21 protein-coding genes are annotated in these 22,462 nt (G+C 63.8%); 7 read left to right on the top strand and 14 right to left on the bottom strand.

Features of this window, described 5'->3' with window-relative positions; translation table 11 throughout:
• Nucleotides 1–202: 202 nt before the first annotated feature.
• The 6 genes from ACNANG_RS19975 to ACNANG_RS19950 all read right to left on the bottom strand — a co-directional run bounded on the left by ACNANG_RS19975 (nucleotide 203) and on the right by ACNANG_RS19950 (nucleotide 6,892).
• The gene (locus ACNANG_RS19975; RefSeq protein WP_420224471.1) at nucleotides 203–1,087 is read right to left on the bottom strand and encodes a LysR family transcriptional regulator; all 885 of its coding nucleotides are present in this window, start codon (nucleotides 1,085–1,087) and stop codon (nucleotides 203–205) included.
• Between the two features lie 5 nt (nucleotides 1,088–1,092).
• Nucleotides 1,093–2,184: an ABC transporter ATP-binding protein gene (locus ACNANG_RS19970; protein WP_420224470.1), complete on the bottom strand. Its 1,092-nt coding sequence runs from the start codon at nucleotides 2,182–2,184 to the stop codon at nucleotides 1,093–1,095.
• A gap of 2 nt (nucleotides 2,185–2,186) precedes the next feature.
• Nucleotides 2,187–3,272, bottom strand: coding sequence for an ABC transporter ATP-binding protein (locus ACNANG_RS19965; protein ID WP_420227600.1), 1,086 nt, complete (start codon nucleotides 3,270–3,272; stop codon nucleotides 2,187–2,189).
• A gap of 22 nt (nucleotides 3,273–3,294) precedes the next feature.
• Nucleotides 3,295–5,037 (bottom strand): ABC transporter permease, encoded by a 1,743-nt coding sequence (locus ACNANG_RS19960; protein WP_420224469.1) that lies wholly within the window; start codon nucleotides 5,035–5,037, stop codon nucleotides 3,295–3,297.
• Between the two features lie 12 nt (nucleotides 5,038–5,049).
• The gene (locus ACNANG_RS19955) at nucleotides 5,050–6,339 is read right to left on the bottom strand and encodes an ABC transporter substrate-binding protein (protein WP_420224468.1); all 1,290 of its coding nucleotides are present in this window, start codon (nucleotides 6,337–6,339) and stop codon (nucleotides 5,050–5,052) included.
• 163 nt (nucleotides 6,340–6,502) lie between these two features.
• A complete protein-coding gene (locus tag ACNANG_RS19950; RefSeq protein WP_420224467.1) occupies nucleotides 6,503–6,892 on the bottom strand; it encodes a hypothetical protein in 390 nt (129 codons plus the stop codon).
• A gap of 319 nt (nucleotides 6,893–7,211) precedes the next feature.
• Between ACNANG_RS19950 and ACNANG_RS19945 the strand changes: the two genes are divergently transcribed.
• Nucleotides 7,212–7,670 carry a hypothetical protein gene (locus ACNANG_RS19945; protein ID WP_420224466.1) on the top strand — a complete coding sequence of 153 codons (459 nt, stop codon included), beginning with the start codon at nucleotides 7,212–7,214 and terminating at the stop codon, nucleotides 7,668–7,670.
• A 15-nt stretch (nucleotides 7,671–7,685) separates the two neighbouring features.
• Here the strand turns inward: ACNANG_RS19945 and ACNANG_RS19940 are convergent, their stop codons facing one another.
• From ACNANG_RS19940 to ACNANG_RS19925, 4 genes are all read right to left on the bottom strand, one after another.
• On the bottom strand, nucleotides 7,686–7,940 hold the full coding sequence (locus ACNANG_RS19940; RefSeq protein WP_420224465.1) for a hypothetical protein: 255 nt from the start codon (nucleotides 7,938–7,940) through the stop codon (nucleotides 7,686–7,688).
• Nucleotides 7,941–8,034: 94 nt separating this feature from the next.
• Complete coding sequence (locus tag ACNANG_RS19935) at nucleotides 8,035–8,709, bottom strand: alpha/beta fold hydrolase (RefSeq protein ID WP_420224464.1); 675 nt, start codon at nucleotides 8,707–8,709, stop codon at nucleotides 8,035–8,037.
• 117 nt (nucleotides 8,710–8,826) lie between these two features.
• The gene (locus tag ACNANG_RS19930; RefSeq protein ID WP_420224463.1) at nucleotides 8,827–9,588 is read right to left on the bottom strand and encodes a helix-turn-helix transcriptional regulator; all 762 of its coding nucleotides are present in this window, start codon (nucleotides 9,586–9,588) and stop codon (nucleotides 8,827–8,829) included.
• A 125-nt stretch (nucleotides 9,589–9,713) separates the two neighbouring features.
• Complete coding sequence (locus ACNANG_RS19925; RefSeq protein WP_420224462.1) at nucleotides 9,714–10,151, bottom strand: MarR family winged helix-turn-helix transcriptional regulator; 438 nt, start codon at nucleotides 10,149–10,151, stop codon at nucleotides 9,714–9,716.
• A gap of 203 nt (nucleotides 10,152–10,354) precedes the next feature.
• On the opposite strand from ACNANG_RS19925, the gene ACNANG_RS19920 reads away from it, so the two are divergent.
• Both ACNANG_RS19920 and ACNANG_RS19915 read left to right on the top strand, forming a co-directional pair.
• Nucleotides 10,355–11,335 carry a diguanylate cyclase domain-containing protein gene (locus ACNANG_RS19920; protein WP_420224461.1) on the top strand — a complete coding sequence of 327 codons (981 nt, stop codon included), beginning with the start codon at nucleotides 10,355–10,357 and terminating at the stop codon, nucleotides 11,333–11,335.
• A gap of 65 nt (nucleotides 11,336–11,400) precedes the next feature.
• Nucleotides 11,401–11,697, top strand: coding sequence for a hypothetical protein (locus ACNANG_RS19915; RefSeq protein ID WP_420224460.1), 297 nt, complete (start codon nucleotides 11,401–11,403; stop codon nucleotides 11,695–11,697).
• 9 nt (nucleotides 11,698–11,706) lie between these two features.
• Here the strand turns inward: ACNANG_RS19915 and ACNANG_RS19910 are convergent, their stop codons facing one another.
• The gene (locus ACNANG_RS19910; RefSeq protein ID WP_420224459.1) at nucleotides 11,707–12,399 is read right to left on the bottom strand and encodes a GDSL-type esterase/lipase family protein; all 693 of its coding nucleotides are present in this window, start codon (nucleotides 12,397–12,399) and stop codon (nucleotides 11,707–11,709) included.
• A 171-nt stretch (nucleotides 12,400–12,570) separates the two neighbouring features.
• On the opposite strand from ACNANG_RS19910, the gene ACNANG_RS19905 reads away from it, so the two are divergent.
• On the top strand, nucleotides 12,571–13,350 hold the full coding sequence (locus ACNANG_RS19905) for an ion transporter (protein ID WP_420224458.1): 780 nt from the start codon (nucleotides 12,571–12,573) through the stop codon (nucleotides 13,348–13,350).
• Nucleotides 13,351–13,472: 122 nt separating this feature from the next.
• Here the strand turns inward: ACNANG_RS19905 and ACNANG_RS19900 are convergent, their stop codons facing one another.
• On the bottom strand, nucleotides 13,473–13,856 hold the full coding sequence (locus ACNANG_RS19900; RefSeq protein ID WP_420224457.1) for a hypothetical protein: 384 nt from the start codon (nucleotides 13,854–13,856) through the stop codon (nucleotides 13,473–13,475).
• 170 nt (nucleotides 13,857–14,026) lie between these two features.
• Here ACNANG_RS19900 and ACNANG_RS19895 point away from each other — a divergent pair, with 170 nt between their 5' ends.
• Both ACNANG_RS19895 and ACNANG_RS19890 read left to right on the top strand, forming a co-directional pair.
• A complete protein-coding gene (locus tag ACNANG_RS19895) occupies nucleotides 14,027–16,123 on the top strand; it encodes an ABC transporter ATP-binding protein/permease (protein ID WP_420227599.1) in 2,097 nt (698 codons plus the stop codon).
• Between the two features lie 207 nt (nucleotides 16,124–16,330).
• Entirely contained in the window at nucleotides 16,331–16,801 is a 471-nt protein-coding gene (locus tag ACNANG_RS19890; protein ID WP_420224456.1) for a GNAT family N-acetyltransferase, read from the top strand.
• A gap of 74 nt (nucleotides 16,802–16,875) precedes the next feature.
• On the opposite strand, the gene ACNANG_RS19885 is transcribed toward ACNANG_RS19890, so the two are convergent.
• Nucleotides 16,876–18,069 carry an acyl-CoA dehydrogenase gene (locus ACNANG_RS19885; protein ID WP_420224455.1) on the bottom strand — a complete coding sequence of 398 codons (1,194 nt, stop codon included), beginning with the start codon at nucleotides 18,067–18,069 and terminating at the stop codon, nucleotides 16,876–16,878.
• Nucleotides 18,070–18,387: 318 nt separating this feature from the next.
• On the opposite strand from ACNANG_RS19885, the gene ACNANG_RS19880 reads away from it, so the two are divergent.
• Nucleotides 18,388–19,302, top strand: a complete 915-nt coding sequence (locus ACNANG_RS19880; protein ID WP_420224454.1) for a LysR family transcriptional regulator — start codon at nucleotides 18,388–18,390, stop codon at nucleotides 19,300–19,302.
• 168 nt (nucleotides 19,303–19,470) lie between these two features.
• Here ACNANG_RS19880 and rpoD read toward each other — a convergent pair whose 3' ends face one another.
• Nucleotides 19,471–21,726, bottom strand: coding sequence for an RNA polymerase sigma factor RpoD (rpoD, locus tag ACNANG_RS19875; protein WP_420227598.1), 2,256 nt, complete (start codon nucleotides 21,724–21,726; stop codon nucleotides 19,471–19,473).
• Nucleotides 21,727–22,462 lie beyond the last annotated feature (736 nt).

Raw genomic sequence — 22,462 nt, 5'->3', positions numbered from 1 at the left:
GCCGCCACACCCTGCAACGGTGATGGCAAGCGCAATGGCCATGGACACGTGACGTGCCAGGGGCTTGGGGGCATGGGGGTGGTCAACGCGGTCTCCTCCCGGCCCGCTCTCATTGGTGGAGCGGATGCCGAACGTGATGGTGCTGGGGTGGTAATGCCAGGGCCTGGCCCGACACGCAGATTCCGCCAATCTGTTGACGATGTCAACTACCCAGTCGCCAGACCGACCGCAGCAGCGCCAGCGTTTCGACGGTGGCGGGGTCATTTGCCGTCGTGGTGCCATGGATGAAGCTGAGCAGCGCCGACGCGCGCGCGTGGGGCCAGATGGCCATCTCATCCCGCGCGCCGGCGGGCACCGCAATGTCTTCCCGCAGCAAAGCCAGTCCGACCCCTGCCCTGACCAGACTGTGCGGCGAAGCGAACTCATCCATGTCGATCGCCACGTTCGGCGACAGCCCCTGGCGGGCAAACATGTCGCGCAGCAGCACCTGGGCATGGTGCTGGGGCGAACATCCGATCCAGGGCATGTCGGCCAGTTCGCGCCACCCCGCATGCAGCAGCCGGTCTTTGAATGACGGCGGACCGACGACCCGATAGTGAATGGTTTGCAGTGGCAGGGCCAGCACGTCGCGCGGCGTGTTCGGCCCGATGTAGAACGCCGCACGCAGCGCGCCGGTCGCCACCAGTTCCCGTAGGGCTTCCGAATGGCCTTGCCGGGTTTTGATGTCGAGCACGGGCATGGCCCGCACCATCGCACTCAGCAATGAACCGAGCCGCAACGCGTCGGGATCGCCCAGGGTTCCGATCAGGAAGGTCCCGGTCACACTGCCTTGCAGCGCCCGGGCTTTCGAGAGCAGTCCGCCTATCCCGGCCAGGATGTGATCCGCGTCGGGCACGAGCATTTCGCCGGTCCGGGTCAACACGATCCGGCCCGGACGACGATCGAACAGCGTGACGCCCAATTCTTCTTCCAGCGCCTTGATCTGCGCGGTCACCGCTGGCTGCGTAACGTGCAGGGCTTCGGCTGCGCGGGTCAGGTTGCCAAGCCGGGCAACGGTCACGAACGAGCGCAGTTGATAGATTTCCATGCGGGTCAGGCGTCCATCAACCGCACCTGCGCCGGATCGATGCCCAGCCGCACCGGCATGCCGGCCGGGAACAGCGGAATGCCGCTGGCATGCGGGTGATCGGCGATCAGTACCAACGCGCCGCACTGGACCCGGTAGCGGCAGAACTCGCCAATGAAGTCGCCGGCCACGATCCTTCCGTCGATCCAGATACGGCCGGGATCGACATGTTCGTCTCCCACGCGCAGATCGACATGATGGGGGCGGAAGGTCATGACGGCGGGCCCGGCAGGCAAGGCCGCGCCTGGCTGGCGGGGCACCAAGACCCTGCCCAGGCCATGGCAGTCGAAGCCGACCGTCTCGTCGTGGACGGTGGCAACCGCCGCCGGCAGATGGTTGATGGTGCCAACGAAACTGGCGACGAATCGGTTGGCCGGACAATCGAACAGCGTGGCGGGGGTGCCGACCTGCGCCAGGGCGCCGCTGTCGAGGACGGCCACCCGATCGGCGATCGTCAACGCTTCTTCCTGGTCGTGCGTGACCAGGATCGTCGTGACATCGAACGACCTGAGCAAGGCCCGCAGATCCTGACGCATGTGCACCCTGAGTTGTCTGTCCAGATTCGAAAAAGGCTCGTCCAGCAGCAGGACGCGCGGTTGCATGACCAGCGAACGCGCCAGCGCCACCCGCTGTTGCTGGCCGCCCGACAGGGTCGATGGCCGCCGCTGCTCGAACCCGCTCAGCCCCACCACCGCCAGGATTGCTTGCACCCTGCGCATTCGCTCGTCACGCGGCACCTTATTCTCGACCAGTCCGAATGCGACATTATGGAAAACGTTGAGATGAGGCCATAACGCGTAGTTCTGGAAGACCATGCCGACCCCGCGCCGATGGGCAGGCAGGTGGGTGACGTCGGCATCATCGATGATTACCTGGCCACTGTTGGGGCGCAGGAAGCCGGCCAGGATGCGCAGCAGCGATGACTTGCCCGACCCGCTCGGGCCCAGCAGCGCGAAGCATTCGCCCTGCCGGATGTCCAAGCTGAGGCCGTGCAAGACGGTCGTATCGCCGTAGCGGAGGTGGATGTCGCGGGCCGCCAGGGCCTGTCGGGCGGACACGGCTACGAGGCCAGAAAGCGCACCTGGTTGGGCTCGATGCCGAGCTTGACCACGGCACCGGGGGCAAAGAGCGGATGCCCTGAAAAGTGCGTCTGGTCGGCCAGCATGGCCACGGCCCCGACGCGGACCCGGTACCGGGCGAACTCACCCAGGAATTCCGAGCTTTCGACCTGGCCGTCCACCCAGACGCGGGTGGCGTCGACCCTGGCGCTGCCCGGCTGGATGACGACCTGGTGCGGCCGGAACGCCATGGCCGCCTCGCCCACCCGGGGTGTCAAGGCGCCGGCCGGAAACGCCAGTTCGCCCAAGCCGCTTGCCTCGAACCGCAGGGTGTCGCCATTGACCGACACGATCCGGCCCGCCAGCAGATTGGCGGTGCCCACGAACCCAGCCACAAAGGCGTTGGCGGGAAAGTCGAACAGCGTGGTGGCCGTGCCGACCTGTTGCAACACCCCTTTGTCGAGGACGGCCATGCGGTCGGCCGTCGTCATGGCTTCTTCCTGGTCATGGGTCACGAAGATGGTCGTGATGCCCAGACGGCGCTGCAGGCCTTTCAGTTCTTCGCGCATCTGCACACGCAGGTTCTTGTCGAGGTTGGACAGCGGTTCATCCAGCAGCAGCACCTGCGGCTCGACCACGACCGTGCGGGCCAGGGCGACACGTTGCTGCTGACCGCCCGACAGCATGAACGGCCGCCGCTTGGCGTATTGCGCAAGGCCAACCATTTCGAGCACTTCCTGCACCCGCCGCTTGATCTCCGCGCGGGGCACCTTGCGCTCGACCAGCCCGAACGCCACGTTGTCCCACACCGTCATGTGAGGCCATAACGCATAGTTCTGGAACACCATGCCCACGTTGCGCTGGTGGGGCGGCACCCCGCCAACGTCGCGCCCGTCGATCAGAAGCTGCCCGCCCTGATGCCGGTTGAAGCCGGCGATGGCGCGCAGCAGCGTCGATTTGCCCGACCCGCTTGGACCCAGCAAGGCAAAGAATTCGCCGGGTTGGATATCGAGATCGATGTCCTTCAGGACCTGCACCGGACCATAGGACAGGGACAGGTGACGGCAGCTGACGCCGACTTTCTTCAATGGAGTCACAACATGTCCTTGGTCAGGGTTGGGGATGGCGCGCGGACGCCCGCGACGCGTTGCGTTCGACCACCCAATGCGATAGATAGGTACCCAATGCAACGACCGCGACGGCGATCACCCCGAGCGCGGCGCCCGGGCCGCGGCCGGCCGGACTTTGCATGAAGAGATAGATGCCATAGCTCATGGGCGCATTGGACTCGCTGCTGGTCAGCAAGATGGTGGCCGACAGTTCGACCGCGGCCGTGATGAAGCTGGTCACGAACCCCGCCAGGATGCCCCCCGCCATCAATGGCACGACGATGCGCCGGATGGTCGACAGCCGGCTCGCCCCCAGGCTTTGCGCGGACTCTTCCAGCGAGATATGCACCTGCTGAAGCGCCGCGTAGCAGGACCGCAGCGCATAGGGCAGGCGCCTGACCGCATAGGCCAGCATCAACATCAGCCACGACGCCGTCACCAAGGTGCCGGTAAACGGCATCTCCAGCCCCTTGAACAGACGCAGGTAGCCGATGGCCAGCACCAGCCCCGGGATCGCCAGCCCGGCCGACGCCGCCCAGTCCAGCCACTGGCGTGCCGGCAGGCGGGTGCGCAGGATCAGATAGGCGATGGCCGTTCCCAGGACCACATCGAGCCCGGCAGCCAGTCCGCAATACAGCAAGGTATTGCCTATCATGCCGCCCGCCTCGGTGAACGCAGTGCTGTAGTGCTGCAGCGTCCAGGCGTCCGGAAGAACCGAAAAACTCCATACCTTCGCAAAACTCATCAGCAGAATGCCGATGTGCGGAGATAGCACGACCAGCAGCACGGCCAGGATCCAGCCATAGGCGACCACCGACATGCCCGGCGTCAGTGCGCGCCGCTGCAGACTGTTGCCGCCTTTTTGCAGCGTGGAGTAATCGCGGCCCTTCATGACCCGCGCCGCCAGCCAGAGCGCCAGGACCGAAAAGCCGATCATGATCACACTGATGACGTATCCAAGGGGATCGTCCACGCCGACCGACGTGATGCGCAGATAGGCCTGCGGCGCCAGCATGTTCGTGACCCCGAGCACCAGCGGTGTCCCAAGGTCGTCGAACACCTTGACGAAGACCAGCGACGCACCAGCAAGATAGCCCGGCATGGCAAGCGGAAAGATGACCCGGCGAAACAGGCGAAAGCCCGTGCAGCCGAAGCTCAGGGCCGATTCTTCCATGGCCCCGTCGATGTTGCGCAGCGACGCCACCAGGTTCAGCAGGATGAATGGAAAGTAGTGGAGACTTTCAACGAATACAACGCCGGTCAGTCCGTCCATGATCGGCAACGTAATGCCGAACCCGTCGTTCAGCATCAGATTCAAGGACCCGCTGCGTCCAAAAATCAGCTGCAATGCCACCGCGCCCACGAACGGCGGCATGATCAGCGGCAGCACGCCCAGCGTCTGGATGACCGTGGCGCCCCGGAAGTCGAAGCGCACGGTCAGGTAGGCCAGTGGAATGGCGATGATCGACGCAAAGATGACCGACAGCACCGAGACCTGCAGGCTGTTGGCGAAGGACTCGCGAAACAGCGTCTGGCCAAAGAAGTTGAGGAAGTGGCCGAACGTGGGTTGCCCGAGCTCGGTCACGAAGGCGGAGTAGATGACGGTGCCGACCGGCAGCAGCAGGAACAGCAGCAGGAAGGCGGCGATCAGGCCCGCCACCAGCCACACGCCCTTTCCCACGTCCCGTCCCAGGCCCCGGCTGACGCGCGGCGGCGCGGACAGCGTCGTTGTCACGGCATTCATGACATGGGCCCGTCAGCGTGCCAACGCGGCGGCTTGTCGTGCAAGCCCTTCGGCCTGCGCGTAATTGGCTTTGGCTTTGGAGTTCCAGGCCTCTTCCATGCCGGCCATCTGCTTGGCCACCGCCACGTCCTGTTTGTTCGCACGGAACAGGGCCAGGAACTTGGGATCCTTGATATCCGATTCACTCACCAACGGCGTGTAGGCCAAGTCACGCGCCTGTTTCAGCAAGTCGGCGCCCTGCGCATTCGGTTTGCCCGCCAGCTTGCGCTCGGCGTCGTAGATCGCGCGCGACGCGGCCTGCAGTTCCTTGAGCCGGAACGTGATCATCTGATCGAACATGCCGGTAACGAGGGCGTATCGCTCTTCGGACAATTCGGCATTGAACTGCACCTTGGCCTGTCGTGCGATCTCGAAGATGTCCGGATAGCCCTGCGGCACCTTCAGGCCGGAATCGGCGTAAGGCAGGACGGGCATGCGGCTGACCTTGGGATCGAACAGCAACTGCTGCCCTTCCTGCGACAGCGTGTAGGCAATGAAGCGCGTCGCTTCGTCAGGGTTTTTGGCTCCCGCAATCAGGCCGATGTTGGCCGGCACCACGGCCGTGACCGACGGGTACACGAAGTCCACCGGGAAGCCCGACGATCGGCTGGCGAGGCCAAAGAAATCGATCACCATGCCGATGCCGTACTGGCCGTTGTTGACGCCATCCGGAACGCTGAAACTGCGGTCAGTCACGGCGGCGCAGTTGCTTCCGATCTGCAGCAGTTGCCGCCATCCCTTGTCCCAGCCCTCACCTTGCAGGATGGTCTCCACCGTCAGGTGGGTGGTGCCCGAGCGGGATGGCGACGAGATGGCCACATGCCCGAAGTACACCGGCTTGGTCAGATCGGCCCACTCCTTGGGCGCGGGCAGCTTGTTGGCCTGCATGTATCGGGTGTTGGTCATGATGCCGTAGCCGGACAGCGCCTGGCCGTAGTAGAGACCATCCGGATCGTTGATCGGATAGTTGCCTACCTTGGCCGGCACCTTCGGATTGCGCGCATCGGACGCCTTCTGCAACAGCTTGTCGCGCCCCAGCACTTCGAACGCGCTGGGGTCGGACACCCAGAACACATCCGGACGCTGACCCGCGGGTGTCTCGCGCAGGTACGAAATGCCAGCCTTGGTGTTCTTGTTCAGGACCTCGAGCTTGATGCCCGGGTGTTTGGCTTCGAAGGCTTTTCGATAGGTGTCGGTCAGCTCTTTCGGGAAAGAGGTCACGATCGTCACGGTGCCGGCCTGGGCCAGTCCCGAAAGTGTCAAGGCGAACGCCGCTGCCAGGGGTGGATGCGCATGGTTGTCTCCGTGGGGGTCACATGCGGCCCAAGGTTATGGGCTTGGCGCCGCATCGGCCAATCACGGTTTTTGATCCTGCGCATTACATCAGGGAGCGGTCGGGTTTCCCCGATCCGGGAATCTCCGAGGCCTAACCGCCCGATGCGGCCCGCGACGTCTTCAGGTTCCAGAAGACATCCACCATCACATCGGGCTTGCGTTGCAGCAGCGACGTTGGCGTAACGGGCATGCGGCCGCGGGGCGCGGGCTCGCTCCATCGCACGTGCAGCAAGCCCGTGGCGCCATTGGGCATGAGCGTGAAGGCCAGCCCTTCGGCGGACAGCAACTGCGCTGCGTATTCGGCCTGATCCGGACCGGCCACGAAGCCAAGCAAGGCATCGTGGTGGCCGCCCATCGCCAGGGTTCGCAGGCAGCCGCGAATGCGTTCAAGACCGGCGTAGCGCGAGCGATGCCACAGTGGAAATTCCGAGGGCCGTTGTCCGGAACTCAGTGCCGCCAATTCGTCGACCAGCATATTCATCGCTCGTCCACCTCGAGATGGGTTCTTCAGGCATCGCGCGTTGCGGCGGATGCATCTCGCGCGGGCGGGGGGTCGGCCCGTCCTGTGCCGGCCAAGTATGACGTGACTCCGCAGTGAATGCTCGCATTTTCCGTGGACTGATCCATCCGGTTATCGTGCAAGGGATGGAAAAGCCTCAGATGGACGCCTGTATCCCACGTTAGGCGCCTGCGTAATTTCCTTCCACCCGGCGCGGCACCGTCGATTTGTTGCAAGTGCCACCACAGCGGAATGCCGCTGGAGGGATACACTGGACGCCTGACATCGAAGGTTGAATGCCATGGACCTTGACGCCGAATCCGCAAAAATGCGCGCCTTGGTCATCCGCCGCCGCAGTCGCGCAAGCGACATCGGCAAGCGTCCGCTGGCTCGCAGCGTGGGACGATTTGAACCCGCGCTCGGCTATGTCAAGGGCGTGCTGGCCATCGCGTCGCAAAGCCTGACCGAAGATGGCTATGCGTGCGAACTGCGTGCCGCGAGCGAACGCGGCGCCACGCGCAAGAAGATCCAACTGCGCGTCGGACGCCAGCATTCGCCGGTTCCCGAAGCACCGATCTGCCATACGCTCAAGATCTACCTCACGCAGGCCGCCCATATCGATGTGATCTTCGATATCTGCCACGGCGTGGGCGAAAGCGGCGAACTGTCATTGGAAGCCAGCTTCTCGGCGTTCGATGAAGACCTGCACGCGGACCGCTTTGCCCAACTGGTGGTCGCCTTCATCGAACGTTTCGACTAGCCAGCCGTCGCCCTGCTACTTGGTGGTGACGGCGCTTTCCTCGTCCACCATGGCCGCCATCAGGCGCTGCGCGTCGACGGCATCCATGCCTTGATGCACATAGAACGTATGCAAGTCGGGCGCCGAGGCGCCCGCCTCACGGGTCTCGAAGATGACGCGCCGGTAGCGGGCGTCGGCATCGTGGGTGGCGCTGAAGGTGTCGAGCTCCGGCTTGAAATAGTCGGCGGTCGATTGGCCGTGCAATGGTCCGCCGATAAAGCGCGTTGTCATGATGTCTCCTTGCTGCCTTGTCATTCGGTCTTCGCCCAGGCGGCGCGTGCCGGGACGCGCGGCGCCATGCGCGCTCCCTTTGGCGGATTGTGTCTCAACGCAAGGTCGCTGCGCCCTCCTCTTCTTGAACTGCGTCATTGGCGTCATTGACGGATGCATCGTATGGGAGCAGATCGATGACACCGTCAACGATCGCCCGCGCGCCACGCCCGCCCAGCCCCAAGGGCTGCATCTCTTCATCAAAGAAGCCCTGCATGGCATCATCCCAGGGCGTAACGAATGGCGCCGACCGCATCGCGGCCTGATAGAACCCGGCCGTGGGATAGATGTGGCTCAGACGCGCCGCCACCGCGGCCGTCATGACCGGCGTCGCCGGATGCATCTGCACCGCTGCATCGAGCATCACCAGATGCGTGACGCGGTCAGGGTGATGCGCCGCGAAGTACAAGGCCAGCAGGCCGCCGAACGAATGCCCGCACAAGGCGATGCGGTCCAGCGCGAAATGGTCGAGCAATCGCAGGATGTCATCGCAGCCTGCATCGAGCGAGTAACCCGTCAGGGGCATGTCGGACCGGCCGCGGCCGCGCAGGTCGGGCACCAGGACTCGGCAGGCCTGGCCCAGGCCGGCCGCGATCAGCCCGTCGAACAGGCGGGTGTTGCCGGACAGTGAATGCAGCAGGAGCAGCGGCGGACCGTCGCCGCCGTAGTCCAGGCAATGGACGTTGATATCGGAAAGGCAGATGGCATCGTGGCGAACGGGGGCAAGCATGTCGGCTCCTGAAAGCGCGGCAGGCATCGGGCCGCTTCACCGTCGCCGGGTGGCGCAACCCCGGTGCCAGCGCATCGGAATAAGGGGTTTGATGCAAACCCCGTGCCTGTCGGCCGGTCAGAACAGCGAGAGCTGCTGGTAGCCGTGTCCGGTAGCCGTCACGTGATCCACATAATGCGGCCGGTTGGCCGGCGCCCGCGGCAGGCTTTGGGCGGTCGGGAACCACGACAGCGTGGCGCCCAGCGCGACCGCTGCGAATACCGCTTCGGTCTTGCCCGACACCTGCATGGCCTTGTAGAGCGAATGCGCGTGCGATCGTGCCGTGGCCAGCGAGATGTTCATGGCCGCGCCCACGTCTTCGATGGTGGCGCCGCGCGAGAAGTGGACGAGTACGTCGTACTGTCGTTTGGTAAGTCCCAGCAAGGCGCGTTCATGCTCGACCGGACCCAGTTCTTCCCGCGTCTGCTCGGCAGCAACCTGCTCGACAAGATCGGGCCGATGTTGCGGAAAGCATTGTCCGCCCGAGATGACCAGCTTCATTGCGGCCCGGATCAGCGCCACGCTCGACGCCGTGGGAATCGATCCACGGACGTGAGGCGGCATGGGCTCCCACGCCGCCACGTCGGCCGGGTCTTCGCACATGAGCAGGGTGGGCTTATCCGTCCGCATGGCGCGAACGATGGGCATGGCGTTCTGCAGCCCAAGGTCGAAGCGCGGAATGGAATAGAGGATCAAGTCAGCCGCGGCGATCCTGGCAGGATCTTTCAATTCGGCCGCCGTGCAGCCCGTGGTCTGCCAGGCACCGTCCATGTCGGAGATGAGCTGTTCCAGGCCGTGGAATTGAATGGGATGTTCTTCGATCAGAATGACCGTGCGCATGACCTCTGTCCGCTGGAGGGCGACTTTGGATCGTAGCGTAAGCAACGGTGCTGGATGAGCAGCCCGGGGCACCAAACATGCGTACAAACGTTACGGATGAGTGATAACAGCCACGGGCGGACGTGTCAGCGCACGCCCAGGTTGCGCTGGACCTGGACCATTGCCTGATCGAGCAGCGATTGGTCGCGCGTTGTCAGGCCTTCGAACGCGGCCGCCTCCAGATCTGCCACGAGCGGCATGACCTTGCGGAACAGCTTGCGGCCATCCTTGAGCAGGTGGATCGCCACCAGGCGGTGATCCCGCACGGTGGCGCGCCGTTCTACCCACAGTGCGCCTTCCATGACGGTAAGCGCGCGCGACAGGGTGGTCTGGTCATGGCCGGTTTCGGCAGCCAATGCCGACACGCTGTGATCACCGTGCTCGGCCAGAAAGGCCAGGACTCGCCAGTGCGTCAAGGTCAGACCGTGCTCCCGCAGCACGGTCTGCAGGCTTGCGTTGAATGCGGTGTAAGTGCGGTGAAAAGCCAGGGACAGCATGGCAGGAAAGCCGGACGAGGCGGTCATTGCGAAAGATGTCGAGACGGCGGATTGGCCGGCGTGGTGTTGACCAGTCTGGCGGGTAACGCCGCGACCGGTGCCGCGGCAGATCCTGCGGCGCCCGCAAGGTAGTCAATAATGTCGATATAGGCAATACTGCAAAGTGATGACCCTGGGACACCGCCAGCCAATGGCCAGGCCCGCTCCAGATGTCAAGAACAAGGATTTCGATGAAAGCGCCACTACCCCCGACAGACGAGCCGACCCGAGTCGACACCCTACGGGCCCTCAACATTCTGGACACCGCTCCGGAAGAGCGGTTTGACCGCCTGACCCGCCTTGCCAAGCGCCTGTTCGGCGTGCCGATCGCGCTGGTCAGCCTGATCGACGCCAACCGGCAATGGTTCAAGTCGCGGCAAGGCCTGGATGTCACGGAAACGCCGCGCGACATGTCCTTTTGCGGGCATGCCATTCTGGAAGATGACATCTTGCTGATCCCCGATGCCGCGCTGGACGACCGGTTTCAAGACAATCCGCTGGTGACCGGTGAACCGCATATCCGCTTCTACGCCGGCTGTCCGCTGCGCGTGTCGAACGGTAGCAAGCTGGGTACGTTGTGCCTGATCGACAAGACCGAACGCGAGTTTGGCGAAGACGACAAGGCATTGCTGCGCGACTTGGCGCGCATGGCCGAACAGGAAATCGCCGCCATTCAGCTGGCGACCATGGACGAACTGACCATGGTGTCGAACCGTCGGGGATTTGAAGCCCTGGCGCAGCACGCCATCGGCCTGTGCACCCGGATGGAACTGCCCGCTACCCTGCTGTTCTTCGACCTGGATCGTTTCAAGCAGATCAATGACACGTATGGTCATGCCGAAGGCGACCGAGCGCTCGTGAGCTTTGCGCGCCTGCTGCTGGATGTCTTCCACGAATCCGACGTGGTGGGCCGGCTGGGCGGCGATGAATTCGTGGTCATGGTGACGTCGATCGAGCCCGGCATGCTTGCCGCCACGCAGCGGCGTCTGCAGGATGCCGTGGATGCCTACAACCAGTCGACCCAGCGGGGCTACGACTTGGGGTTCAGCGTGGGGGCCGTCGAACTGGACCCGGCCCGCCATCGCACCATTCAGGACATGCTGGCGGTGGCCGACCAGCAGATGTACGAAAACAAACGCCGCAAGCGCGCGGCGTTGCCGTCGGCGTCGTAATCTGCATTGCGCGGGAGACGAAGGATACTGTATAAATAACCAGTATCCCTTCCGGAGCCGTGCTCATGTCGTACACCGTCACCCTGCAGGACTTTCCCGATATCCCCGCCAACGTTCGCGAGCAGGCCGAACGGCGGTACGCCAAAACGCTGGAACGCGCCATGGGCGGCACCGAGGAAATCGGCCCGGCGCTCAAGGCGTGGATGACGGCCGAAGACTCCTCCGAGGGCGATCTGTCCGAACAGGAAAAATCGTTGGCGATACGCTGGCAGAAGGCCGCCGCACGCGCACAGCAGGAAGGCTTCAACGGACTGGGCGAAGCGCAAGAAGCCTACTTCGAAGTCCGGCTGGACCGGCACTGACCTTGCGGCCTAGCGCCGCCGCATGGTTGGCGTGATCGCCTGGGCCCACGCCTGGTATCCCGCTGCATTCAGGTGCAGGTGGTCGCTGGTGTAGCGCGCGTCAAGCGTGCCGGCGGGCGCCAGGACGGGGTTCAGGTTCACGTACACGCAGGGCCCGCGCGCGCACAGCGCATGCAGGCGGCCGTTCAAGTCCTTGACCGATGCATTAACCGTGGGCGGAAACGCCGGCCCCGTGAACAGCGTGGACTGCACGATTACCTGGATCTTGGCGCGCGTCAGCGTGTCGATGATGCGCTTGTAGTGTTCGAACACCTCGGTCACGGGCTTCTTGAACACGGCAATGTCGTTGATACCGGCCATCACGAACACCTTGCGGGGCGACACGCCCAGCACCGAATCCAGCCGCTGCGCCATGCCCTCGGTGCTGTCCCCGCCAATCCCGCGGTTGGCGATGGTGATGCCGGGAAACAACGCAGTCCAATCGGCCCCCTCGGTCAGGCTGTCCCCCAGCATGACCACGTCACGGCGGGCCATGTCCTGCGCAAAGCCTGCCTTCCGGTCGGCATAGTGCTGCGTCATGCTGGCCAAGGCCTGATCGCGTTGTTGCACGTCAGCGGGCGACGGCGACTGCGCCAGAGCGCCGGCCATGGCCAGGATACCGATGGCGGCCATCGCGCCGGACAGCAGGGCTGAAGGTGTCATTGCAGGGGTGTCAGGTAAGGGATTGAACGAATCAGAGTGAACGGACGAACCGAGGTGCAAGTTTAGCGGAGTGCCCGCGTGGCATGGCGCCGGGAAGCCACGGTACAGGCATGCCGACGCAACACCGCGCCGGTGCGTTAGCATCACGCATCGCTCTGTCAAGGATCTGCCGTGGCCCCCGCGTCGCCCAAACCTTCCGCCGATGCCCCGCTGCATGGCAAGCCGGACAGCGGTTGGCGCCGCAGTGTGTACACCGTCATCTTCGAAGCCGACACGGCAGGTGGACGGCGGTTCGACCAGGCGCTGATCTGGACGATCTTGCTGAGTGTGCTGGTGGTCATGGCCGACAGCGTCGAAGCGATCGTCAACCGGTACGGCCACATCCTGCAGGTCCTGGAATGGATCTTTACCGTGGTGTTCACCGTCGAATACGTGGGCCGGCTCTTAAGCGTGCAGCGGCCGCTGCGCTATGCCACCAGTTTCTTCGGCATCGTCGATCTGCTTGCGATCCTGCCCAGCTATCTGTCCTTGTTCGTACCGGGGCTGCATTTCCTGACTGGCGTGCGCGTGCTGCGTCTGCTGCGGATCTTCAGGGTGTTCAAGCTCCCGCGCTTCATGGACGAATACCTGATGCTCGGGCGCGCCTTGAAGGCGAGCTTTCGCAAGATCATGGTGTTCCTGTCTGTCGTGTCGCTCATCGTATTGAGCATGGGGACGGTCATGTATGTGGTGGAAGGCCCCAAACATGGCTTCACCAGTATCCCGACCGCGATTTATTGGGCGATCAGCACGATCACGACCGTCGGATTCGGCGACATCACCCCGCAGACACCCCTGGGCCGCCTGATCGCTTCACTGATGATGTTGCTGGGATGGGGGTGCTGGCCGTGCCCACCGGCATTTTTACGGTCGAAATGTCGATGGCGCACGCCAATCATGCGCGCAAGCTGAGGTCCGAGCGCAAATGTGACGTCTGCAACACGACGGATCATGATGCGGACGCCGCGTTCTGCAAGCACTGCGCGGCGCGGCTGCCCGAACAGTCGGAGCCGTAGCAGCCACGCTCCCTGCCCTTAGCGGCCGCCCTGCCCCAGGCCGCCTTTGGTGTCGGCGCTGGGGGTAACTTCGCCCGCGGTCCCTGAGCTGAACGTATCGCCCAAGGCAGACGTGCGCTTGGCTTCTTCCGGCGGCGCGGGAATGCCTGCGGGACGCTCCTCGGGACCATTGCCGGTGTCCGACAGGGCCTGCGCGTAAGGTGCGCGAGCGCCACGCGGCGTGCCACGGCCGCCGGGGCGAGAGCGCAGGCTGGAGCGGCGATCACCGGCGCCGGCAGGATTTGCCTGGGGCGAGGAGCCGGTTTCCGGCGCGCGGGCCAACAATTTCAATAAGCCAACGGTAACGGCGCCCAGCAGAAAAGCGCTGAACAGGGGCTTGACCGGGGATACGGTGCGTCGCATAAATGTCTCCAGCGTTAGTGAACATTCACATCGTCGCAAGCCGCATGCCCGTAGTGAACCCTGGGCCGCTTTCGCAGTCCCATCCGGGCGGACCCACGGCTTTTGCTGACATCGGCCTGAACCGGTTCTTGCGCATTCGACTGACGCATCCGACCGACGATCAAGGCGCCATGACCTTCCGTGACGATTTTGCCGATACCCCCCGCCCCGCTTTCGCATCGATGCCCGACCCGGCCGCGCGGGTGTCGCGCGACGACGCACGGAGCAGGCTGAGGCTGGCGGACACCTGGCGACTGCTCAAGCCCTACTGGGTGTCGCGTGATGGCCGTGGGGGTCTGGCCTTGCTCGGCTTGGTCATTGCGCTGAACCTGGCCCTGGTCGGTGTGAACGTGTGGCTGACCAACTGGAACCGGGTGTTCTACAACGCGTTGGAAGCGCATGACTTTCCGGCCTTCCGGCAGCAATTGCTGGCCTTCTGCGCCATTGCCGCGGTCTTCATCGTCGTCAGCATCTTCAAGCAGTACTACACGATGATGCTGCAAATGCGCTGGCGTACCTGGCTCACCACCGACTTTCTGTCGCGGTGGCTCGATGGCCAGGCCTATTACCGGATCGAGCAGGCGCACGCGACCGACAATCCCGACCAACGTATTGCCGACGACCTGCGCACCCTGGCAAGCGACAGTCTGACCCTGTCCTTGGGGCTGCTCAACTCCGCCGTCACCCTCGCGTCGTTCGTCACGATTCTATGGTCGGTGTCGGGCGCCCTGACGTTCCATCTTGGGACGTCGGCCATCACGATCCCGGGCTATATGGTGTGGTTCGCCGTGCTTTATGCGGTGGCAGGCTCGTGGCTGACACACAAGGTGGGCAAGCCTTTGATCGGCTTGAACTTCCAGCAGGAACAGCGCGAAGCGGACTTCCGGTACGCGCTGATGCGCCTGCGCGAAAATGCCGAGGGCGTCGCGCTGTATCGAGGCGAGAACACCGAACGTACCAGCCTGCTGGCGCGCTTTGGCGGCATCCGCGACAACTGGGGCTGGCTAATGCGGTATTCACGCCGGCTGGTGCTGGTCAGTGCAGGCTATGGGCAGATCGCCATCGTTTTCCCGCTGATCGTGGCGGCGCCCCGCTATTTCGCCAGGGAACTGACGTTGGGCGGGCTGATGCAGATCAGCTCGGCATTCGGTCAGGTGCAGGGCGCGCTGTCCTGGCTGGTGGACAGTTACGCATCGCTGGTCAGCTGGCAGGCAGCATCGAACCGGGTACTGGATTTCGAAGCGGCCATCCGCGCAACCGACAACGACGCCGCCAGTGCGGATGGCGAGCATGGAATACGCGTGACGCAGGGCGGGCGCCATGGCGGGCTTCACGGCGGGCTTCACGGCGGGCTTCAGGGCGCGTGGGATGGTGGTGGCAGCCTGCAGCACGACCCCGGTGCCGTCGCCTTGTCGCAAGGCGCTGCCGACGCGGCGCTGCATGGCAGGGCAGTTGGCGGGTCCCACATTGCCGCGGACGGCCTGGTTCTGGCCGTGCCCGACACACGCCTTGCGCGCTCGGGCGGGCGCCGGGCCGGGGCTGGCGGGGACGCCTCCGCCGTGGCGCAGGCGTCGGCCGGCCGTCCCCTTACGCCCATGTCCCAGCCCATCCGCGAATTGACCCGGCCGTTCTCGCTCCAGATCGAACAAGGACAACGCTGGCTGGTGACCGGGCCATCGGGCAGCGGCAAGAGCGTGTTCTTCCGGGCGATGGCGGGTATCTGGCCCTACGGCCGCGGCACAGTCGATCGACCCGACCGCGCCCGTATTCTGTTCCTGCCGCAGAAAAGCTATCTGCCTGCCGGAACACTGGCGGATGCGCTGTGCTATCCGTCCCGGTCCGACGCCCATGAGCCCGCCGCGCTACGGGACGTGCTGCGCGCCTGTCGGCTGGATGGGCTGGTCGATCGCCTGGGCGACGTCGCCAGTTGGTCCACGACCCTGTCGCCCGGCGAACAGCAGCGCATGGCGTTTGCGCGCGCCCTGTTGCAAGCCCCCGACTTCCTGTTCCTGGACGAAGCGACCTCGGCGCTGGACGAGGAAACCGAGGCCGCCATGTACGGCCTTGTCCGCGAACGCCTGCCCCACGCGGCGTTGATCAGCATCGCCCATCGCAGCACGGTGGCGCGCTGGCACGATCGGTATCTGCGTTATGACACCAGGAAGGGTGAGGAAGCCGCCGTGCGGATGGGACGGCTGGCGGCGGATGCCACCCCGGCGCCGGCCTAGGACTCGGGCCGGGGTCCGGGCATGCCCTCGGGCACCCGCCAGCGCCCTTCTGCGGCTCACGCGCTGGCACGTTAAAATCCGCGTCATCTTTTTGAAAAGATGCTAAACAGTGGCAGGGCCGCAGGCCCGTCAAGGTCGCGCAACGCACCGCGCCAGGCGCCGCGTTCGCATCCGCCCCCCGTTCAGGTATTCGCAAAGATTCGCCCCATGCACATTCGCGCGCTGCACCCTTCCGACTACGCCTTGCTGTCTCCGGTCCTCGATGAATGGTGGGGTGGCCGTCCCGTCGGCGGGCTGCTGCCCCGCCTGTTCTTCGAGCATTTCGGATCGACCAGTTGCGTGCTGGAAGAAGACGGCGCGATCAAGGGCTTCCTGGTCGGCTTCGTGTCGCAGTCGATGCCTACCATCGCCTATATCCATCTGGTGGGCGTGTCTCCCGACAAACGCAAGCAAGGCTATGGCGGGCTGCTGTACGAACGGTTCTTTGACCTGGCCGCCGTGCATGGCTGTTCCGAAGTCCATTGCATCACGACCCCCATCAATGCCGGGTCCATTGCCTTCCACACGCAGCTCGGCTTCGAGATCGTGGATACGGGCGACTCGGTCGATGGCATCCCGGTCAAGCTCGACTACGCCGGACCGGGGCAGCACCGCGTGCTGTTCCGCAAGCAGCTCTGACTGCCTGCCCCGTACACACGACAAAAAAAGCCCGGCACATGCCGGGCTTTTTCATCACGCGGACCGCAAGGCGGTCAGCTGAAGGCCTGGATGCCCGTTTGGGCACGACCCAGGATCAGCGCGTGGATGTCGTGCGTGCCCTCGTAGGTGTTCACGACTTCCAGGTTGACCACGTGGCGGATCACGCCGAATTCGTCCGAGATCCCGTTGCCGCCCAGCATGTCGCGCGCCACGCGTGCGATATCCAGCGCCTTGCCGCAGGAATTGCGTTTCATCATCGACGTGATTTCGACCGCAGCCGTGCCGTTGTCTTTCATGCGGCCCAGTTGCAGGCAGCCCTGCAGGGCCATGGTGATTTCGGTCTGCATGTCGGCCAGTTTCTTTTGCACCAGCTGATTGGCGGCAAGCGGACGGCCAAACTGCTTGCGGTCCAGGGTGTACTGGCGAGCCGTATGCCAGCAATACTCGGCCGCGCCCAGTGCGCCCCAGGCAATACCGAACCGGGCCGAGTTCAGGCAGGTGAACGGGCCTTTCAAGCCTGACACGTTTGGCAGCAGGTTTTCGTGCGGCACAAAGACTTCGTCCATCACGATTTCGCCAGTGACCGAGGTGCGCAGACCCACCTTGCCATGCACGGCTGGCGCGGTCAGGCCCTTCCAGCCCTTTTCGAGGATGAAGCCGCGAATCGCGTCCTTGCCGTCTTCACCCTTGAGTTTGCCCCACACCACGAACACGTCGGCAATCGGCGAATTGGTGATCCACATTTTCGAGCCCGACAGCGAATAGCCGCCGTCCACCGGCCTGGCTCGTGTTTCCATCGATCCAGGGTCCGAGCCATGGTTGGGTTCGGTCAGGCCGAAGCAGCCTATCCATTCCCCGCTGGCGAGCTTGGGCAGGTACTTCTGCTTCTGTTCTTCGCTGCCAAATTCGTTGATAGGCACCATGACCAGCGACGACTGCACGCTCATCATCGACCGATATCCCGAATCCACCCGTTCGACTTCCCGGGCGATCAAGCCATAACTGACGTAATTCAGGCCGGAACCGCCGTACTGTTCCGGAATTGTCGGTCCAAGCAGGCCAAGTTCGCCCATCTCGCGGAAGATTTCCACGTCGGTGCGTTCGTGGCGGAACGACTCCAGCACCCGTGGCATGAGCTTGTCCTGGCAATAAGCCGCCGCTGCGTCGCGGATCATCCGCTCGTCGTCGGTCAATTGCTGGTCCAGCAAAAGGGGGTCGTTCCAGTGGAATTGTGCGGGTTTGTGCATAACTGTCATGTCTCGATGTTCTGGGTGACGGGCGTCGTGGATGCGCCCAATGACCACGCCTGCCTGCGACACTGGGTCGGATGACATGCACGATACCGGATGGAGCGCCGATCCGCCAAACGAGTTCTTTGCACCAATCTGTGCGTTTTCCGCACTCCGACCGAGGTATGCTGGCGGGATGCACGGGCCGGGCGACCATGGCCGCCCGACCTGGGGCGCGCATCGGCACGTTTCGATCAAGCCCCGGACGCCAGGCTACCCTGCTCGGCCCGCACAAGGCCTGTGGCCCCCCCCTTTATTTCTTACAGTCGTCATTCCATGCGCCGCAAACTTCCCAGCACGGCCGCCCTGGCAGCTTTTGATGCGGCCGCGCGGCACCAGAGTTTCACGAAAGCCGCCGAGGAACTTGCGCTGACGCAAAGCGCAGTATGTCGCCAGATCGCCAACCTGGAAACCTTTGTCGGTTTGAAACTGTTCCGGCGATCCCGCCGGGGCGTCACGTTGACCCAGGCGGGCGCCAGCTACAGCGTGGCCGTGGCCGGCAGGCTTGAGGAAATGGAACGTGACACCCTCGACCTGATGGCCACGCGCGGTGAAGGCGGCGTGCTGGAACTGGCCGCCGTTCCTACCTTCGCCACCCGGTGGCTGCTGCCCCGCCTGAAACGATTCGAGGCCCGTGCGCCCCGCGTCATCGTCAACATCATGCCCCAGAGCCGCCCTTTCTTGTTTGAAGGCACACCCTTCGATGCCGCCATCTACGCCGGCGACGGGCACTGGCCGGGCACCGAGGCGATAGGGCTCATGCCCGAGCGCCTCGTTCCGGTATGCGCCCCGTCGCTGATCGCCCCGCACGGCGCCCTTACCCCCGGTCAGTTCCGCCGCTACCGTCTGCTGCAGCAGACCACCCGCCCCTATGCGTGGCGCGCGTGGTTCGATGTCCAGGGCGTGCGGCACGACCATGACGTAGCCGGTCCGCGGTACGAACTGTTTTCCATGCTCATCCAGGCAGCGGTGCACGGACTGGGCATCGCCCTGGTTCCTGCGTTGCTGGTGGAAGAAGAACTGGCGTCCGGCAAACTGATCGCCGCGTCGCCGCTGGCGTCGGGCGTCGACAAAAGCTATTACCTGGTGCTGCCGGAATGGAAAGCCGAAAATCCGCTGCTGCGCACCTTCGCGGATTGGCTGCGCGAAGAAGCGGAACCCTATCGGAACGAACAGCTCGTCGAGCTGTGAAGGCGCCGAGCCGGTCGTGTAAAGGCGCCCTGCAGGACATGCGAAGATGCCCTGCCGGACGTGTGAAGATGCCCTGCCGGACGTGCGAAGATGCCCTGCCGGACGGACGAAAAAAACCGGACTCCGTAGAGTCCGGTTTCTGCCAACGCGCTGCTGCAACGCCAGTGATTACTGCCCTTCGAGGAAGCTCTTCAGCTTGTCTGCGCGGCTGGGGTGACGCAGCTTGCGCAATGCCTTGGCTTCTATTTGTCGAATGCGCTCCCGCGTCACGTCGAATTGCTTGCCGACTTCTTCCAGCGTCTGGTCAGTGCTCATTTCGATACCGAAACGCATGCGCAGCACCTTGGCTTCACGCGGCGTCAGCGAATCCAGCACTTCCTTGACCACGTTGCGCATGGAGCCATGCAGCGCGGCGTCGGACGGCGCCAGCGTCGTCGTGTCTTCGATGAAGTCGCCCAGATGCGAATCGTCGTCGTCGCCAATCGGCGTTTCCATCGAGATCGGTTCTTTTGCGATCTTCAGGATCTTGCGGATCTTGTCTTCCGGCATGTCCATCTTTTGCGCCAGCGTTGCGGGATCGGGCTCGGCACCCGTTTCCTGCAGGATCTGACGGCTGATCCGGTTCATCTTGTTGATCGTTTCGATCATGTGGACCGGGATCCGGATGGTGCGCGCCTGGTCGGCGATCGACCGCGTGATGGCCTGACGGATCCACCACGTGGCGTACGTCGAAAACTTGTAGCCGCGGCGGTATTCGAACTTGTCCACCGCCTTCATCAGACCGATGTTGCCTTCCTGGATCAGATCCAGGAACTGCAGGCCGCGGTTCGTGTACTTCTTGGCGATCGAGATCACCAGACGCAGGTTGGCCTCGGTCATTTCGCGCTTGGCCTTGCGGGCTTTTGCTTCGCCGGTGGCCATTTGCTTGTTGACGTCCTTCAGGTCCTTCAGCGGCAGCACGACACGGGCTTGCAGGTCGATCAGCTTTTGCTGCAGTTCCTGGATGGCCGGGATCTGGCGCTTGAGCGTTTCCGAGTACGAATGGTTGGCGTCGACTTCGGCCAGCACCCAATTCAGGTCCGTTTCATGACCCGGGAAGGTCTTGATGAAGTGCGTGCGCGGCATGCCGGCGCGGTCGATACACGTCTGCATGACGGCACGTTCGAGCTTGCGCACTTCTTCGACCTGGGCGCGCAGCGTGTCGGCCAGGCGTTCCACCATCTTGGCCGTGAAGCGGATGCCCATCAGTTCATTCAGGATGGTTTCCTGCGCTTCAGTGTAGGCCGCCGACTTGTAGCCGTCATGCTCGTACGCGTGGCGCATCTTCTCGAACCACGTCTTGACGCTGGTGAACTTTTCCAGCGATTTGACGCGCAGTTCTTCGACCTGCTTGCTGCTCATGCCGCCAGCCGGTGCGTCTTCGCTCTCGTCGTCTTCGTCGTCGGCCGCGGTCACGCCCGAACCGGCGTACTCTTCGCCGTCATTCGGGTCGATCAGGCCGTCCACCACTTCATCGATCTGCGCTTCGGCAGAACGCACGCGTTCGGCGTGGGCCAGGATTTCATTGATGGTTGACGGGCAGGCCGAAATCGCCATGACCATATGCTTCAGGCCGTCTTCGATCCGCTTCGCGATCTCGATTTCGCCTTCGCGCGTCAGCAGTTCGACCGAACCCATTTCCCGCATGTACATACGGACCGGGTCGGTCGTCCGGCCAAAGTCGGAATCCACCGTGGACAGCGCGGCCTCGGCTTCTTCTTCGGCGTCGTCGTCGGACGAGGCCACCGGCGCGTTTTCGTTCAGCAGCAGCGTTTCGGCATCCGGCGCCTGGTCGTAGACCGAAATGCCCATGTCGTTGAACGTGCTGATGATGCCGTCGATCGCTTCGGCGTCGACCAGGTCATCGGGCAGGTGGTCGTTGATTTCGCCATACGTCAGGTAACCGCGGTCCTTGCCGAGCTTGATCAGCAGCTTCAGGCGGTTGCGGCGCGCTTCGTATTCTTCGGGCGACACGGGGCCACGGGCGATCAGGTCCTTGGGATCGGCCTTGCCGCGCTTGCCACGGCCCTTGGGGATCTTGATTTCGGGGATCGGCTCGGCATCGCCATCGACCACGTCGTCGAAATCGGCGCCCGGCGTTCCTTCGGCAGGCTTCGCATCCTTGGGCGGACGGCCCGGGCGGCGGCCGGCAGGCTTGGCCAGCAGTTCGGCCAGCTTCTTTTCGGCCGTTTTCTTTTCCGCGGCGGTCAGCGCTTTGGCAGGCGCCACCTTGGCCGTTGCCGTCTTGGCATCGGCCTTGGGGGCCTTGGTCGATGCCTTGGCAGTGGTGGTCTTGGTGGCGGCGGCGGCCTTGAGTGCAGGCTTGGCCACGGCGGCGGGTTTATCGATAGGTTCCAAAGGCATATCCACCAGTTCGCCAGCCATAGCGGCGGCTTTGGTTGTGGTCAGGATCTTCGTCGTGGCCCTTCCCGCGGACTTGACCGTCACGGTCACGCCCTTCGGGCCGTCCTTGGGCAAAACCGCGTTCACTGCGGGCTTCGCCATCGTCGTCGACGCAATCGCCGTGTCCTTTGCCATGTCTTGCCCTTCGGCTTTGGATTTGTTTACAGTCAGCGTCTTGCCAGTCGTCTTCGCCATGGTCGGTCAACCACTCCTATTGTCGTTCGACCTGCCTTGAGCAGGTCCGCCACCCGTGTACCTGTGCGGTTGTGCATGCGTCGCACGCCGCGTGCAATGACAGCCCCTTTAAGGCTGGCGTTGCGGTAGCCGCTGTTTCAACGGCACGGGTAATGTGTTTCAGTCTGCATGTTGCGGTTTTCGTGGACCGTATTCAATAATCAGGGTGTGCGCGTCTTGCGGTGCACCCTGCTGCGTATGCGGTCACGATTCCTCTACTGCGTCGTGTACTGATGTGTGATGTACTGCTGTTGCTCGTACTACCGGGTACTGCGCCCAACGGAACGATGACTTGACAGCGCGGCGAGTGCTTGCGGTTGCAAAACGGCGGGCATGCCGTGCGGTTGCGTGCTGGATGCGGAGTCGGTCTGGCGTTCAGGATCGGTGCGTAAAAATTCGGTCTTGCTGCGGCATGGAATCCGCATCCTTGTCTGACGGCTTGAACCGTCTGGTGTTCACTCCGCTTTGCAATTCAAGCCGCCAC

The organism is Pigmentiphaga litoralis (assembly GCF_048632615.1).
Classification (GTDB): domain Bacteria; phylum Pseudomonadota; class Gammaproteobacteria; order Burkholderiales; family Burkholderiaceae_B; genus Pigmentiphaga; species Pigmentiphaga litoralis_B.
Note: the sequence above shows the minus strand (reverse complement) of the source record. Positions and strands in the feature narration are given on the sequence as shown.

What these genes read in the sequence shown, in the direction of transcription:
- ACNANG_RS19975 (WP_420224471.1), bottom strand. Translation starts at nt 1,087, where the DNA reads ATGGAAATCTATCAACTGCGCTCGTTCGTGACCGTTGCCCGGCTTGGC.
- ACNANG_RS19960 (WP_420224469.1), bottom strand. Translation starts at nt 5,037, where the DNA reads ATGAATGCCGTGACAACGACGCTGTCCGCGCCGCCGCGCGTCAGCCGG.
- ACNANG_RS19950 (WP_420224467.1), bottom strand. Translation starts at nt 6,892, where the DNA reads ATGAATATGCTGGTCGACGAATTGGCGGCACTGAGTTCCGGACAACGG.
- ACNANG_RS19945 (WP_420224466.1), top strand. Translation starts at nt 7,212, where the DNA reads ATGGACCTTGACGCCGAATCCGCAAAAATGCGCGCCTTGGTCATCCGC.
- ACNANG_RS19940 (WP_420224465.1), bottom strand. Translation starts at nt 7,940, where the DNA reads ATGACAACGCGCTTTATCGGCGGACCATTGCACGGCCAATCGACCGCC.
- ACNANG_RS19935 (WP_420224464.1), bottom strand. Translation starts at nt 8,709, where the DNA reads ATGCTTGCCCCCGTTCGCCACGATGCCATCTGCCTTTCCGATATCAAC.
- ACNANG_RS19930 (WP_420224463.1), bottom strand. Translation starts at nt 9,588, where the DNA reads ATGCGCACGGTCATTCTGATCGAAGAACATCCCATTCAATTCCACGGC.
- ACNANG_RS19925 (WP_420224462.1), bottom strand. Translation starts at nt 10,151, where the DNA reads ATGACCGCCTCGTCCGGCTTTCCTGCCATGCTGTCCCTGGCTTTTCAC.
- ACNANG_RS19920 (WP_420224461.1), top strand. Translation starts at nt 10,355, where the DNA reads ATGAAAGCGCCACTACCCCCGACAGACGAGCCGACCCGAGTCGACACC.
- ACNANG_RS19915 (WP_420224460.1), top strand. Translation starts at nt 11,401, where the DNA reads ATGTCGTACACCGTCACCCTGCAGGACTTTCCCGATATCCCCGCCAAC.
- ACNANG_RS19910 (WP_420224459.1), bottom strand. Translation starts at nt 12,399, where the DNA reads ATGACACCTTCAGCCCTGCTGTCCGGCGCGATGGCCGCCATCGGTATC.
- ACNANG_RS19900 (WP_420224457.1), bottom strand. Translation starts at nt 13,856, where the DNA reads ATGCGACGCACCGTATCCCCGGTCAAGCCCCTGTTCAGCGCTTTTCTG.
- ACNANG_RS19895 (WP_420227599.1), top strand. Translation starts at nt 14,027, where the DNA reads ATGACCTTCCGTGACGATTTTGCCGATACCCCCCGCCCCGCTTTCGCA.
- ACNANG_RS19890 (WP_420224456.1), top strand. Translation starts at nt 16,331, where the DNA reads ATGCACATTCGCGCGCTGCACCCTTCCGACTACGCCTTGCTGTCTCCG.
- ACNANG_RS19885 (WP_420224455.1), bottom strand. Translation starts at nt 18,069, where the DNA reads ATGCACAAACCCGCACAATTCCACTGGAACGACCCCCTTTTGCTGGAC.
- ACNANG_RS19880 (WP_420224454.1), top strand. Translation starts at nt 18,388, where the DNA reads ATGCGCCGCAAACTTCCCAGCACGGCCGCCCTGGCAGCTTTTGATGCG.
- rpoD (WP_420227598.1), bottom strand. Translation starts at nt 21,726, where the DNA reads ATGGCTGGCGAACTGGTGGATATGCCTTTGGAACCTATCGATAAACCC.